We start from the raw sequence: 13,429 nt of genomic DNA, 5'->3' as shown, positions 1-13,429 counted from the left end.
CGGGGCCTCTGCTCGACCGCGCCGTCCTGATTCACGCCCGGGGGCGCGAGCAGGCTATGCTGTGTAATCGTGTCCGGGGCTCAGGCCCCGCGTGCACGCCGCCTTAGCTCAGTCGGCAGAGCGTCTCACTCGTAATGAGAAGGTCGTGGGTTCGATTCCCACAGGCGGCTCCCTCTCCCGTCATCCTCGACGTCCAAGCCGGATCCATGAGTTCCCGTCCGGATCCGCGGCGTCCAGGTCGCGTCGAACTCGCGTCGCTACCCTGTTGCGGATGACCGACACGCCTCCTCCCCGCCGTCGCCGCACCCTCGTGGTCGCCGCGGTGCTCGTGGCCGCCGTGCTCGGTGGCGGTGCCTTCGGCGTGGGGACGGCTCTCGGCAGCGCCGCGGAGCCCGGGGCGCTGCCCGTCGTCTCGACCCCGACCGCCACCGCGACTCCCGCACCGACGCCGACGGCCACGGCGCGGCCCACCGCCGAAGCGGCGGCCGAGGCGCTCCGCACCTGCTCGGTGGCGGGGCTCGCCGCCGACCCGCGCCTGGGCTCGATGCAGGCGCGGGTGGTCGACGCCGCGACGGGCGAGGTCCTGTTCGACCGCGGGGGCGGGACCGCGTCCCGCACCGCCTCCGCCCTCAAGATCCTCACGGCCGCGTCAGCGCTCGCGGTCCTCGGCCCGGACACGCGCATCGCCACCACCGTGGTCCGGGGGAGCGAACCCGGGAGCGTCGTCCTCGTCGGCGGGGGAGACCTCACCCTGACCCGGCTCCCGACCGGCCGGGAGTCGACCTACGCCGGAGCGGCCCACCTCGACGACCTCGCGGCGCAGGTCGAGAGCGCCTGGGAGGCGGACCCCTCCACCGCCGGGACGCCGATCACGTCGCTGGTGCTCGACTCCTCCCTCTACTCGGGCGAGACCTGGCAGCCGAGCTGGAACCGCAAGGAGCAGGTCGACGGCTACATGCCCGAGATCACGGCGCTCCAGGTGGACGGCGATCGCGAGGACCCCACGGCCTCGACCTCCGAGCGCGGCACGGATCCGGTCGGCCGGGCCGGAGGGGCGTTCGCCGATGAGCTGGACGGCTCGCCCGTGGTCTCCACCGGGACGGCTCCCGCGGGCGCGGCGGTTCTCGGCACGGTGGAGTCGGCCCCGGTCGGCACGCTCGTGCAGCAGATGCTGCTCGTCTCCGACAATGCGATCGCCGAGATGCTCGCGCGACTCGTCGCGATCCGCACCGGCGCGGGCAGCGACTTCGCTGCCGAGCAGGCCGGTGTGCTGCAGGGGCTCGCCGGTTACGGCGTCGACACGTCCGGGATCGCGATTGTCGACGGCTCCGGCCTGAGCGACGACAACGCGGTCGCGCCGGCGTACTTCACCGAGCTGCTCCGGAAGGTGCAGGCCCGCGAGGGGCAGCTGGGGATCCTCCTGGACGGCCTGCCGGTGTCGGGCCGGACGGGCTCGCTCTCCTACTCCGACCGCTTCGCCGGCGACAACGCCGCGGCCGACGGCGCGGTGCGGGCGAAGACGGGCTGGATCGACACCGGCTACACCCTGGCCGGCGTGGTCACCGCGGCGGACGGCACCGAGCTGACCTTCGCGGTCTACGCTCTCGGCGACGTCTCCGACTCGGCGAAGACCGCGATCGACACTCTCGTGACGGGCGTCTACCGCTGCGGATCCTCGCTCTCCGACTCCTGACCCGGGCGGGTCGACCTCCCGCTCCTCCTCGCCACCTCCTCCCGGAAGGCCCACGATGACCACCGCACTCCTGATCGTCGACGTGCAGAACGACTTCACCGAGGGCGGCGCGCTCGCCGTCACAGGCGGCGCGGCCGTCGCCCGGGGAATCACCGAGCATCTGGCGGCGCACGCCGACCGCTACTCCGCGGTGCTGGCCTCCCGCGACTGGCACGAGGGCGATTCCGACAACGGCGGCCACTTCGCGGTGGAGCCGGACTTCGTCGACAGTTGGCCCGTCCACTGCGTCGCCGGCACGGACGGCGCGCGGTTCCACCCGGCCCTGGACACCGCTCTGATCGACGTGCAGATCCTCAAGGGGCAGGGCCGCCCCTCCTACTCGGCCTTCGAGGGCACGACGGAGGCGGGCGAGGAGCTCGGCGCCGTGCTCGCGGAGCGGGGCGTCACTGCGCTCGACGTCGTGGGACTCGCGACCGACCACTGCGTGCGCGCCTCGGCGCTCGACGCGCGACGGGCGGGGCTCGAGGTCCGCGTGCTCCAGGACCTTGTCGCAGGCGTCTCCGAGGAGGCGAGTGCCGCGGCGCTGCGCGAGCTGACGGAGGCGGGAGTCCGCGTCGAGCGGTCCGTCTGAGGGCTCGTCCCTCCACAGGGCTCACGGAGGCGCAGGTCCTCGCGGCTCCCGGCGACCCCGCCCCCGGAGCGATCGCCCGTCCTACACTGGGAGGACGAGAAGCTCCTCCCGGCGCGGTCTGCGCGCTCCGATCCGAAGAAGTGGTTCCCTCCTGTGACTGATTCCGTCGCGTCCCGCGCCGCCGAGACCGCTCTGCTCGCCCGCATCCCCACGCAGCTGCTGATCGGCGGTGAGTGGGTGGACGCCTCCGGCGGCGGCTCGATCGACGTCGAGGACCCGGCCACCGGAGCGGTCCTGGTCTCGATCGCCGACGCGACTCCGGAGGACGGGGTCCGGGCGCTCGACGCCGCCGTCGCCGCCGGTCCGTCGTGGGCCGCGACGGCGCCGCGGAAGCGGGGCGAGATCCTCCGGCGGGCGTTCGACCTCCTGCAGGAGCGCACCGAGGAGTTCGCGCTCCTGATGGCGCTCGAGATGGGCAAGCCGGTCGCGGAGGCGAGGGGCGAGGTCGTGTACGGCGGCGAATTCCTCCGCTGGTTCAGCGAGGAGGCGGTGCGCATCAGCGGACGCTACGGTGTCTCGCCCGAGGGCAGCGGCCGGATGATCGTCTCGCAGCACCCGGTGGGCCCCTGCTACCTGATCACCCCCTGGAACTTCCCGCTCGCGATGGCGACGCGGAAGATCGCTCCGGCGCTGGCGGCGGGCTGCACCGTCGTCGTGAAGCCGGCCGAGCTCACTCCGCTCACCACGCTCGCCTTCGCGGCACTGCTCGCCGAGGCGGGGCTCCCCGACGGCGTACTCAACGTGGTCACCACGTCCTCGGCGGGAGCCGTGTCGGCTCCGATCCTGTCGGATCCCCGCCTGCGGAAGGTGTCCTTCACCGGCTCCACTCCCGTCGGGCGCACGCTGCTGCAGCAGGCGTCCGAGAACGTGCTGCGGACCTCGATGGAGCTGGGCGGCAACGCGCCCTTCGTCGTGTTCGAGGACGCCGACCTCGACCGGGCGGTCGAGGGCGCGATGCTCGCGAAGTTCCGCAACATCGGCCAGGCCTGCACGGCCGCCAACCGCTTCTTCGTGCACGAGTCGATCGCCGAGGAGTTCGCCGCGCGGATCGTGGAGCGCGTGCGCGCTCTGCGCGTCGGCCGCGGCACCGAGGACGGGGTGACCATCGGCCCGCTGATCGACGAGCGCGCGGTCGAGAAGGCGTCCGCGCTGGTGGAGGACGCCGTCTCCCGCGGCGCGCGCCTGCTCACCGGCGGCGATCGGATCGAGGGGGCCGGCCACTTCTACCGGCCGACCGTGCTCGCGGGGGTCGACCGGGAGAGCGAGATCCTGCGCACGGAGATCTTCGGCCCGGTGCTCGCGATCGTGCCGTTCACCGACGAGGACGACGCCGTCGAGCTCGCCAACGACACCGAGTACGGACTGGTGTCCTACGTCTTCGTGCGCGACCTCGCCCGCGGTCAGCGGATGATCGAGCGGCTCGCCACCGGGATGATGGGCCTCAACGTCGGCGTGGTGTCGAACGCGGCGGCGCCCTTCGGCGGGGTGAAGCAGTCGGGCCTCGGCCGCGAGGGCGGACTCGAGGGGATCCACGAGTACCTCAGCACCAAGTACACGCTCACCCCCGACCCCTTCGCCTGATCCGGTGGAGCGGATCGAGGTCACCGCGCTCGACGACCCGAGGCTGCGCGACTACGCCCACGCCACGGACGTCGCGCTGAAGAACGCCCGCGGCCCGCACGGCCTGTACATCGCGGAGTCGGCGCTCGTGCTCGAGCGTGCGCTCGCCGCCGGGCACCGGCCGCGCTCGGTGCTCGCCCTCGGCGGATCGGCAGGCGAGGCCGAGCGCCTGGTCGGCTGCTTCGACGTCCCCGTCTTCACGGGCCCGGGTGAGCTCCTGGCCGAGCTCACCGGGTACACCCTGCACCGCGGCCTGATCGCGGCGATGGACCGGCCCGTGCTGCCCGACCCGGCCGGCCTGCTCGCGGGAGCGCGCCGCGTCGTCGTGCTCGAGGACGTAGTCGACCCGACGAACGTCGGCGCGATCTTCCGCTCCGTCGGGGCCATCGGAGCCGATGCGGTGCTGGTGACGCCGCGCTGCTCCGATCCGTACTACCGCCGCGCCATCCGCGTGAGCATGGGAACGGTCCTCCAGGTGCCCTGGACGCGCGTCGGCGACTGGCCGTCGACGCAGCGGCTCCTGCACGGAGCGGGCTTCACGATCGCGGCGATGGCTCTGACCCCGGAGGCGGTGCCCCTGCGGGACTTCGCCGCCCGCGCTCCGGAGCGCGTCGCCCTCGTGCTCGGCACCGAGGGGCAGGGTCTCACCGCCGAAGCGCTCGCCGCCGCCGATGTCGCCGTCCAGATCCCGATGCGGCACGGGATCGACTCGCTCAACGTCGCTGCGGCGTCGGCGGTCGCGATGTGGGCGCTCGCCGAGCCCTCCTGAGAGGCGCGCCTGTGCCCCGTTGGGGGTGCCACTGAGACGTGAGAGCGCGCCCAGCGCTCGCCGGAAGCATCGACTGCGCTACCGTGGCCGCACTCCTGCCCGCAGCCGTCACGAACGAGGTCGTCCATGCTCCTGCGCACGACGCTCCGCCCGCCCGTCGCGCTGCTCGTCGGAGTCGCACTCGCACTGAGCCTCACCGCCTGCTCCGGTCCCGCCGCGGAGGTGCCGGACGGGTCCGTGCGCGACTCGGGCTCCGTCGCGACCGCCGCCCCGGCGTCCACCGGCACAGCCGATGCCGAGAGCGGAGCGCGCATGACCCGCCTGATCAGCGACTGCCTCGCCCGCTACGGCCTGAGCGACCGGCCGCCGCTCGCGAGCCCGCTCGCGGAGGAGGAGGTCCGCCTGGCGGCGCAGCGCGCCCGTGACGCCTACGACGCCACCCTGACCGACTGCTCGGCGCAGGCGCTCGCGTCCGGAGAGCCGAGCAGTGATCCGACGGGCGAGCCCGGCAGCGAGCCGACCGACGATCCCGACGCCGACTCCACCCCCGCTCCAGCGGGCTGACCGTGCGACCCGAGGGGACGTCCGCGCTGATCGCGGGAGGAGCATCCGGACTGGGAGCCGCGACGGCGACGGCGCTCGACGCCGCAGGAGCGCACGTGGTCGTGCTCGATCTGCCGCACGCGGTGGAGGCCGCGCGTCTGCCCGCCTCCGTGCAGCTGATCGCCGGGGACGTCCTCGATCCGGACGCCGTCTCGCGCGCCGTGGCGGCGGCGGGGGAGCTGCGCGTCGCCGTGAGCTGTGCGGGCGTGGCCACACCCGGGCGGCTGCTCGGACGCGACGGGCCGCTGCCGCTCGAGCAGTTCGACCGGGTGCTGCGGATCAACACGACCGGGACGCTCAACGTGCTGCGCCTCGCCGCGGCGTCGATCGCCGAGCGGGAGCCGATCGATGGGGAGCGGGGAGTCCTGGTCACGACCGCCTCCGTCGCCGCCTTCGAGGGGCAGATCGGACAGGCGGCCTACGCCGCGTCGAAGGGAGCCGTGGCGGCGATGACCCTGCCGCTCGCGCGCGAGCTCGCGGCCCGGCTCGTGCGCGTGGTGTCGATCGCACCGGGCACGTTCGACACGCCCCTGCTCGCCGGGCTGCCGGACAAGGCCCGCGAGGCGCTCGGCTCGGCGACGCCGCATCCGGCCCGCCTCGGACGCCCCGAGGAGTTCGCGGCCCTGGTGCGGCACATCGTCGAGAACCCCATGATCAACGGCGAGACCATCCGGCTCGACGGGGCCCTGCGGCTGCCGCCGCGCTGAGGGACGAGCGGGCGCAGGCTGCTGGTCGAGACGTGCGGGCGTCTCGAGACGCCGCTGCGCGGCTGGTCGACCGGCATGAGGCGGCGGCGGTCGCGAGACGCCGCTGCGGCGCCCGTCAGACGAGCAGCTGGTGCTTGGCGAGGTCCCGGTAGAGCGGCGTCGACTCGACGAGCTCGGAGTGGGTGCCGACTCCCACGACCTCGCCCTTCTGCAGCACGACGATGCGGTCGGAGTCGACCACCGTCGACAGGCGGTGCGCGATCACCAGCAGGGTCCGGTTCTCGGCGACCGCGTCGATCGCCAGGCGCAGGCGCTGCTCGTTGAGGCCGTCGAGGCTCGACGTGGACTCGTCCAGCAGCAGGATCGGCGGGGCCGCCAGGAGCGCGCGGCCGATCGCGAGGCGCTGACGCTCGCCGCCCGAGAGCATCACTCCGCTCTCGCCCACCGGCGCGTGCAGGCCGAGCGGGTTGCGCTCGAGCACGTCGGTCAGGTTCACCGCCTCGAGCACCCGGAGGCAGTCGGCGTCGTCGGCGTCGGGGCGGCCGAGGACGAGGTTCTCGCGGATGGTGCCGGCCAGGACGGGGGCGTCCTGCTCGACGTAGCCGATCTGCGCGCGGAGCGCGTCGCGGTCGATGGCCGTGATGTCGACACCGCCGAGTCGGACGACGCCGGCCTCCGGGTCGTAGAACCGCTCGATGAGGGCGAGGATCGTGCTCTTGCCCGCTCCCGACGGCCCGACCAGGGCGGTGCGCTTGCCGCGCGGCACGGTGAAGGAGACGCCGCGCAGGACGGTGCGGTCGCGCTCGTCCGCCACGGCCGCCGCGTCGGGCACGGCGCCCTCCTCGTAGGAGAACACCACGTCCTCGAAGGAGATGGCCTCCTCCGCCACGCCGGCGCCGAGGCCGCCCGCGGAGGCGTCGCCGTCGCCCTCGATCGGTAGGTCGATGATCTCCTGGATGCGGCCGAGGGCGCCCAGCGCCGAGTTCACCGAGGTGATGGCGCCGATGAAGTTGCCGAGCGGCATCACCATCATGAAGAGGAAGAGGATGAACGAGACCAGCTGGGCGATGTCGATCGCGCCGGACGCGACGCGGTAGCCGCCGACGCCGAGGACGGCGAGGAAGGCGACCTGCATGGCGATCCCCGCCACCGGCACCACGAGGGCCGAGACGTGCGCGACGCGGATCCCGAGGCGGTACGCCTCCGTCGCGTGCTGGTCGACGACCGCGATCTCACGGTCGGTGGCTCCGGCGGCACGGATCGTCCGGACGGCGCTGATGGCGCGCTCGACGGCCGCGGCCAGATCGCCGACCTTCTCCTGCGCCTTGCGGCTGGCGGTGCGGATGCCGCGGCCGAGGGTCAGCGCGAGCCCGAGGGCCACCGCCACCACCGCCACGATGATCAGCAGCAGCACCCAGTCGATGACGGCCATCGCGATGATCGCGCCGACGAAGACGAGGGAGCCCGCGATCGAGTCGACGAGCCCCTGGGTCAGCACCGCGCGCAGGAGCGTGGAGTCGGAGCCGACGCGCGAGACGAGGTCGCCGGTGCGGCGCGCGTCGAACTCTCGGATGGGGAGGCGCAGCAGCCGTGCGACGAGGCGGCGGCGGCTCGAGAGCACGATTCCCTCGCCGGTGCGCTGGAGCAGGTAGTGCGCGAAGCCCGAGATGAGCCCGGAGGCCACGACCAGGCCGACGAGGGCCCACACCAGCGGGCCGAGATCGAGACCGGACTGGACCCGGGTGATGACCTGGCCGACGAGCAGGGGCTGGCCGAGGCTCGCCGCCGCTCCGAACAGGCTGAGGACCACGACGACCGAGAGGATGCCGCGGTGCTCGAGCAGGTAGGGCACGAGCTGCGAGAAGGAGGCGCGGGGTCCGTCGTCGCGGGAGGGTCGTCGTCCGCCGCGCCGGGAGGTGGTGGTGCTCATCGCGGTCCATTCTGCCCCGTCGTCGCTGCGAGCAGGCCGCCAGAGGGCGGGCCCGGTGCTCAGGGAGGCAGCGGAGACGCGGACGGCCCGCCGGGGGATCCCGTCGGGCCGTCCTCTGCAGGGAGTCCTACGAGACGTTGTCGTGGTACGACGCGTTCTTCGTCTCCTTGGAGAGCAGGAGCGCGATCAGCGTCAGCACGGCCGCGGCGCTGAGGTAGAGGCCGACCAGCACGGTGCTGCCGCCCGCCGCCCTCCAGAGCGCGACCGCGATGATCGGCGCGAGGGCCGCTCCGAGGATCGATGCGAGGTTGTACGCCATCGCCGAGCCGGTGTAGCGGACGTTGGTCGGGAACAGCTCGGGGAGGACGGCGCCCATCGGGCCGAAGGTCAGGCCCATCAGCGTGAAGCCGAGGATCAGGACGGCCATGACGCCCGCGAAGCCGGCGCTGAACAGGGGCACGAAGAGCAGGCCGAACACGAGGATCGCCGCGGTCACCACGAGCAGCGTCCGCCGGCGGCCGAAGCGCTCTGCGAGCGGGCCGGAGACGAGCGTGAAGATCCCGAAGAACACCACGCCGACGATCAGCATGACGAGGAAGTCGTTGCGCGTGTAGCCGAGGCCCGGAACCGCGCCGTCGACGGGTGAGGTGCCGTAGGTCAGCGTGAACGTGGTCATCAGGTAGAAGAGCACGTAGGTCGCCAGCATGATGAAGGTGCCCAGGATGAGCGGGCGCCAGCTGGTGACGAAGACGCGGGCGAGGGGCAGCTTGGCGACCTCGCCCTTCTCGACGACCTTCTGGAACGCGGGCGTCTCGACGAGCTTGAACCGCACGTAGAGCCCGATGATCACGAGCACGGCGCTCGCCAGGAACGGCACGCGCCAGCCCCAGGCCGCGAACGTCTCGTCGCTCATCGTGCTCGCGAGCACCAGGAACAGGACGTTGGCGACGATGAAGCCGATCGGTGCGCCCAGCTGCGGGAAGGTGCCGTAGATGGCGCGCTTGCCGGCCGGTGCGTTCTCGGTCGCGAGCAGCGCGGCTCCGGACCACTCGCCGCCGAGGCCGAGGCCCTGGCAGAAGCGCATCACCACGAGCAGGAACGGAGCGAGGAACTCCCAGCCGGGCGTGAGCGCGGTGGGCAGGCAGCCGATCAGGAAGGTCGCGACGCCCATGGTGAGCAGTGAGGCGACGAGGGTGCCCTTGCGGCCGACGCGGTCGCCGAAGTGGCCGAAGATGATCGACCCGATCGGGCGCGCGATGAACGCGACGCCGAAGACGGCGAAGGAGGCGAGGAGGGCCGTGGCCGGGTCCTCGTTGACGAAGAAGAGCGACGGGAAGACCAGGACGGCGGCGGTCGCGTAGGCGTAGAAGTCGTAGAACTCGATCGAGGTGCCGATGAGGCTGGCGAGGATGACGCGGCCGCGGGAGTTCTGCGGGGCGGCTGCTGGCGCGTCGGAGACGGCGGGAGAGGACATGAGGGAGGGGCTCCGTGTGGACGGCGACTCCCCCTGAGCCGGCGGGGCGGGGCGTCGATCGGGCGTCGCGGACCGCTGGGGCGAGGGGGAGGAGAGAGGGGTCGCTCGTGACGACCCGACCACTTTACTCCGTGTTCTCCCAGGTTCGTGTGCGGGCGGCCCCAGGACGGGGGCCGCCCGCAGTGGTTCAGCTGCGCAGCGAGCGGAGGAGCAGAGCGGTCGAGACCGCCGCCTCGGCCGCCTCGCGCCCCTTGTCCTCCTTCGAGCCGGGAAGGCCCGCGCGATCGATGCCCTGCTGCTCGGTGTCGAGGGTGAGCACGCCGAAGCCGACCGGCTTGCCCGTCAGGATCGAGACGGTGGTGAGCCCGGAGGTGGCGGCGTCCGAGACGTACTCGAAGTGCGGGGTGCCGCCGCGGATGATCACGCCGAGGGCGACGACCGCATCGGCCCCCGCCTCCAGGGCCGCCTTCGAGGCGACGGGCAGCTCGAACGAGCCGGGCACGCGCACGAGCGACCAGGATGCTCCGGCCTCGTCGAGGGCTCGGCCCGCTCCGGCGATCAGGCCGTCGCTGATCTGCTCGTGCCAGGTGCCCGCGATGACGACGACGCGCAGTCCCGCGCCGTCGAGAGGGGAGGTGGTGGGGGCGCCGCTACCGGCCATTGCTACTCCTTCGTGGTGGCGCCGGCGATCCCGGCGTCGAGGGCGAGGCCGGAGATCCCGGCGTCGAGGGGGTCGTGGTCGAGGACGCTGTCGAGGGTGTGGCCCATGCGGTCGCGCTTGGTCTCGAGGTAGCCCTCGTTGAAGGCGCCGACTCCGACGACGAGCGGCACGCGCTCGGCGACGACGATGCCGCGGTCGGTGAGCTGGCGGACCTTCTCGGGGTTGTTGGTGAGCAGGCGCACCTCGGTGAGGCCGAGGTCCTCGAGGATCCCGACCGCCGCTCCGTAGTCCCGCGCGTCGGCGGGGAGCCCGAGGGCGAGGTTCGCGTCGAGGGTGTCGAGGCCGTCCTCCTGCAGGCGGTAGGCGCGCAGCTTGTTGATCAGGCCGATGCCCCGGCCCTCGTGCCCGCGGAGGTAGACGACGACGCCGCCGTCCCGCTGGATCGTGTCGAGGGCGGCGTCGAGCTGGGGTCCGCACTCGCACTTCAGCGAGCCGAACGCCTCGCCGGTCAGGCACTCGGAGTGCACGCGCACCAGTGCGGGCCGCCCCGCGGCGACCTCTCCCGCGAGGATCGCGACGTGATCCGCTCCGGTCTGCCGGTCGCGGTAGGCGCGGATGCGGAACGGGCCGTGGGTGGTCGGCACCGTGGTCTCGACCTCGAAGCTCACCCGCGCGCTCTCCGGGACCGCGACCGTGACGGGCACCTCCGCGTCGCAGTGGAACTCCTGCAGGTACGCGATGAGGGCCGCGACCGTGGTCACCGGCACGCCCTCGCGCTCGCCGAGAGCGATCAGCCCGGGCAGCCGCATCATCTCGCCGTCCTCGGCGACGATCTCGGAGATCGCGCCCACGGGGTACAGGCCGGCGAGCTTCATCAGGTCGACCGCCGCCTCCGTGTGCCCGTCGCGCTCGCGCACGCCGCCGTCGACGGCGCGCAGCGGCAGGATGTGGCCGGGGCGGTTCAGGCGGGACGGGGTCGCCTCGGGGTCGGCCAGCACGCGGAGGGTGTGCGCGCGGTCGGAGGCGCTGATGCCGGTGGAGAGCCGGTCGGCCGCGTCGACGGACAGCGTGTAGGCGGTGCCGCGCGGGTCCTCGTTCTCGACCACCATCAGCGGCAGGGCGAGGCGGTCGGCGATCTCGTTGGTCATCGGCGCGCAGATGAACCCGGAGGAGTGGCGGACCATCCAGGCGATCGTCTCCTGGCTGGCGAGCTGGGCCGAGACGATGACGTCGCCCTCGTTCTCGCGGCCCTCGTCGTCCGCGACGATGATCGGGCGCCCGGCGCGCAGCGCCTCGACGGCCTCGGGGATGGTGGCGAGGCTCATGAGCGGGCCTCCGCGATCGAGCGCAGCGCGAGCATCCGCTCCACGTGGCGGGCCAGGACGTCGGTCTCGATGTTGACCCGATCGCCGTTCGCGCGCGCGCCCAGCGTGGTGACGGCGAGCGTCTCGGGGATCAGCGAGACCTCGAACCACTGCTCCGGCTCGGCGGCGGGGCTGATCGCCGAGACGGTCAGCGAGACGCCGTCCACCGCGATCGAGCCCTTGTCGACGACGAGCGGAGCGATGCCGGTCGGCAGCGAGAACCGCAGCACCCGCCAGGCCTCGCCCGGTGCGATCGCGAGCAGCGTCGCCGTGCCGTCGATGTGGCCCTGGACGATGTGGCCGCCGAGCCGGTCGCCCACCAGCGCGGCGCGCTCGAGGTTCACGGGGTCGCCGACGCCCACGGTGTCGAGGGTCGACATCCGCAGGGTCTGCGCCATGACGTCGGCGGTGAAGCCCTGGTCGGTGTGCTCGACCACGGTGAGGCAGACGCCCGAGACCGCGATCGAGTCGCCGTGCCGCACGCCCTCGACGGCGAGGGGCCCGCGGATGCTGAGGCGGATCGCGTCGGCGCCCGCCTCGACAGCGGTCACGACGCCCTTCTCCTCGATGATTCCGGTGAACATCAGTGGGTCTCCATCTGCAGGGCGTGGGGGAGGCGGGCCGGGGTGCCGGCACCGCCCGCGGGGAGGACGTCGGGGCGCGCGGTCACGAAGAGGTCGTCGCCGAGGATCTCGACCGAGCGGAGGGAGAGGCGCCGGGCCCCGCCGATGCTCTCCACGCCGAGGTCGCCGAGCGCGAGGCGGGGGCCGCCGAGGAGCGCGGGCGCGAGGAACACGAGGTACTCGTCGACCAGTCCGTCGGCGACGAGCGCGGAGGCGAGTGTCGGTCCGGCCTCGACGTAGACGCTGCGGATCTCGGCGGAGTAGAGGTGCGCGAGGACCGCGGCGAGGTCGCGGGTGCGCTCGACCACGACGGCGCGGGGGTGCTCGTGCAGGCGGGCGCCCGGCGGCACGGGGCGCGTGCCGACGACGACGGGCACCGGCTGGTGGGGGAGGAGATCGCCTCCGTCGCCGCGGGCGGTGAGCGCGGGATCGTCGGCGAGGACGGTCCCGGTGCCGACGAGGATCGCGTCGTGCGCGGCACGCTGCTCGTGCACGCGCTGCCGGGCCGCCGCTCCCGTGATCCAGCGGCTGCTGCCGTCCGCCGCCGCGGTGCGGCCGTCGAGGGTCGAGGCCCACTTGAGCGTGACGAAGGGGCGGTGCAGGCGGGTCGCGGTGAGCCACGGGTGGAGGAACTGCTCTCCCTCCTCGGCGAGCACGCCCTCGATCACCTCGACGCCGGCCTCGCGGAGGGTGCGACCGCCGCCGGCCGAGCGCTCGCCCGGGTCCGGCACGGCGTAGACGACGCGGGAGACGCCCGCCTCGATCAGGGCGCGGCTGCAGGGACCCGTGCGCCCTGTGTGGTCGCACGGCTCGAGCGAGACGACGGCCGTCGCGCCCTCGGCGGCGCCCGGCGCGACGTGCGACAGGGCGTCGACCTCGGCGTGCGCGGTGCCGGCTCCGTGGTGCCAGCCCTCGCCGAGGACGATGCCGTCGGGCGCGAGGATCACGCAGCCCACGCGCGGGTTGGGTCCGCGGGCGGGCCCGCGCTCGGCGAGCGCCAGCGCCCGGCGCATCGCGTGCTCGTAGTCGATCGTCATTCCCGGTTCTTCCGTTCGTCGCCGAACTCCGGGGTCTCGATCGACGGTGCGCGGGCACCGTCGCTCAGCATCGCGCGGTGATGCGCGACGCTCGTGCTGCCTCTCCTCCGGACTTTCACCGTCGGTCCTGGAGTTCCACCAGGTCAACCGCCGCCCCTCTCGAGGGGCTGCGGCTCGCGGACTGTGACCGCCGGTTCGGAATTCCCACCGACCCCGGAGCACGTGCTGTCCGGTCAGCCTACCCACCCGCCGCCCGG

At 73.3% G+C, this 13,429-nt stretch carries 12 protein-coding genes, 1 tRNA gene and 1 riboswitch; of the genes, 7 read left to right on the top strand and 6 right to left on the bottom strand.

Features of this window, described 5'->3' with window-relative positions; translation table 11 throughout:
• Positions 1-97: 97 nt before the first annotated feature.
• From C5C35_RS07780 to C5C35_RS07750, 7 genes are all read left to right on the top strand, one after another.
• A tRNA-Thr gene (locus C5C35_RS07780) sits at positions 98-170 on the top strand.
• Between the two features lie 101 nt (positions 171-271).
• Positions 272-1,693 carry a D-alanyl-D-alanine carboxypeptidase/D-alanyl-D-alanine-endopeptidase gene (gene dacB / locus C5C35_RS07775; protein ID WP_104262889.1) on the top strand — a complete coding sequence of 474 codons (1,422 nt, stop codon included), beginning with the start codon at positions 272-274 and terminating at the stop codon, positions 1,691-1,693.
• A 55-nt stretch (positions 1,694-1,748) separates the two neighbouring features.
• Positions 1,749-2,324 carry an isochorismatase family protein gene (locus C5C35_RS07770; RefSeq protein WP_104262888.1) on the top strand — a complete coding sequence of 192 codons (576 nt, stop codon included), beginning with the start codon at positions 1,749-1,751 and terminating at the stop codon, positions 2,322-2,324.
• 153 nt (positions 2,325-2,477) lie between these two features.
• Positions 2,478-3,965: an NAD-dependent succinate-semialdehyde dehydrogenase gene (locus tag C5C35_RS07765; RefSeq protein ID WP_104262887.1), complete on the top strand. Its 1,488-nt coding sequence runs from the start codon at positions 2,478-2,480 to the stop codon at positions 3,963-3,965.
• A 4-nt stretch (positions 3,966-3,969) separates the two neighbouring features.
• Entirely contained in the window at positions 3,970-4,773 is an 804-nt protein-coding gene (locus C5C35_RS07760) for an RNA methyltransferase (protein ID WP_104262886.1), read from the top strand.
• A gap of 126 nt (positions 4,774-4,899) precedes the next feature.
• Positions 4,900-5,337 carry a hypothetical protein gene (locus C5C35_RS07755; protein WP_104262885.1) on the top strand — a complete coding sequence of 146 codons (438 nt, stop codon included), beginning with the start codon at positions 4,900-4,902 and terminating at the stop codon, positions 5,335-5,337.
• A gap of 2 nt (positions 5,338-5,339) precedes the next feature.
• The gene (locus tag C5C35_RS07750) at positions 5,340-6,083 is read left to right on the top strand and encodes an SDR family oxidoreductase (protein ID WP_104262884.1); all 744 of its coding nucleotides are present in this window, start codon (positions 5,340-5,342) and stop codon (positions 6,081-6,083) included.
• 115 nt (positions 6,084-6,198) lie between these two features.
• Here C5C35_RS07750 and C5C35_RS07745 read toward each other — a convergent pair whose 3' ends face one another.
• From C5C35_RS07745 to ribD, 6 genes are all read right to left on the bottom strand, one after another.
• Positions 6,199-8,013, bottom strand: a complete 1,815-nt coding sequence (locus C5C35_RS07745) for an ABC transporter ATP-binding protein (protein ID WP_104233721.1) — start codon at positions 8,011-8,013, stop codon at positions 6,199-6,201.
• Between the two features lie 127 nt (positions 8,014-8,140).
• A complete protein-coding gene (locus C5C35_RS07740; RefSeq protein ID WP_104222221.1) occupies positions 8,141-9,487 on the bottom strand; it encodes an MFS transporter in 1,347 nt (448 codons plus the stop codon).
• Positions 9,488-9,674: 187 nt separating this feature from the next.
• Positions 9,675-10,148 carry a 6,7-dimethyl-8-ribityllumazine synthase gene (gene ribH / locus C5C35_RS07735; RefSeq protein ID WP_104222223.1) on the bottom strand — a complete coding sequence of 158 codons (474 nt, stop codon included), beginning with the start codon at positions 10,146-10,148 and terminating at the stop codon, positions 9,675-9,677.
• A gap of 2 nt (positions 10,149-10,150) precedes the next feature.
• Positions 10,151-11,473 carry a GTP cyclohydrolase II gene (gene ribA / locus C5C35_RS07730; RefSeq protein ID WP_104222225.1) on the bottom strand — a complete coding sequence of 441 codons (1,323 nt, stop codon included), beginning with the start codon at positions 11,471-11,473 and terminating at the stop codon, positions 10,151-10,153.
• On the bottom strand, positions 11,470-12,096 hold the full coding sequence (locus tag C5C35_RS07725; RefSeq protein ID WP_104262883.1) for a riboflavin synthase: 627 nt from the start codon (positions 12,094-12,096) through the stop codon (positions 11,470-11,472). Before C5C35_RS07725 ends, ribA begins: the two co-directional genes overlap by 4 nt.
• Positions 12,096-13,172, bottom strand: a complete 1,077-nt coding sequence (gene ribD / locus C5C35_RS07720) for a bifunctional diaminohydroxyphosphoribosylaminopyrimidine deaminase/5-amino-6-(5-phosphoribosylamino)uracil reductase RibD (RefSeq protein WP_258066328.1) — start codon at positions 13,170-13,172, stop codon at positions 12,096-12,098. The genes C5C35_RS07725 and ribD overlap by 1 nt, the downstream gene beginning before the upstream one ends.
• A gap of 91 nt (positions 13,173-13,263) precedes the next feature.
• A riboswitch (FMN riboswitch) is annotated at positions 13,264-13,396 on the bottom strand.
• Positions 13,397-13,429: the final 33 nt, after the last annotated feature.

Source organism: Rathayibacter sp. AY1F8, from assembly GCF_002932165.1.
Classification (GTDB): Bacteria; Actinomycetota; Actinomycetes; order Actinomycetales; family Microbacteriaceae; genus Rathayibacter.
This window is presented reverse-complemented; position numbering and strand designations above follow the sequence as displayed.

Bases quoted from the DNA above. Each gene is read 5' to 3' on its own strand.
- dacB (WP_104262889.1), top strand. From the start codon at position 272: ATGACCGACACGCCTCCTCCCCGCCGTCGCCGCACCCTCGTGGTCGCC.
- C5C35_RS07770 (WP_104262888.1), top strand. From the start codon at position 1,749: ATGACCACCGCACTCCTGATCGTCGACGTGCAGAACGACTTCACCGAG.
- C5C35_RS07755 (WP_104262885.1), top strand. From the start codon at position 4,900: ATGCTCCTGCGCACGACGCTCCGCCCGCCCGTCGCGCTGCTCGTCGGA.
- C5C35_RS07745 (WP_104233721.1), bottom strand. From the start codon at position 8,013: ATGAGCACCACCACCTCCCGGCGCGGCGGACGACGACCCTCCCGCGAC.
- C5C35_RS07740 (WP_104222221.1), bottom strand. From the start codon at position 9,487: ATGTCCTCTCCCGCCGTCTCCGACGCGCCAGCAGCCGCCCCGCAGAAC.
- ribH (WP_104222223.1), bottom strand. From the start codon at position 10,148: ATGGCCGGTAGCGGCGCCCCCACCACCTCCCCTCTCGACGGCGCGGGA.
- ribA (WP_104222225.1), bottom strand. From the start codon at position 11,473: ATGAGCCTCGCCACCATCCCCGAGGCCGTCGAGGCGCTGCGCGCCGGG.
- C5C35_RS07725 (WP_104262883.1), bottom strand. From the start codon at position 12,096: ATGTTCACCGGAATCATCGAGGAGAAGGGCGTCGTGACCGCTGTCGAG.
- ribD (WP_258066328.1), bottom strand. From the start codon at position 13,172: ATGACGATCGACTACGAGCACGCGATGCGCCGGGCGCTGGCGCTCGCC.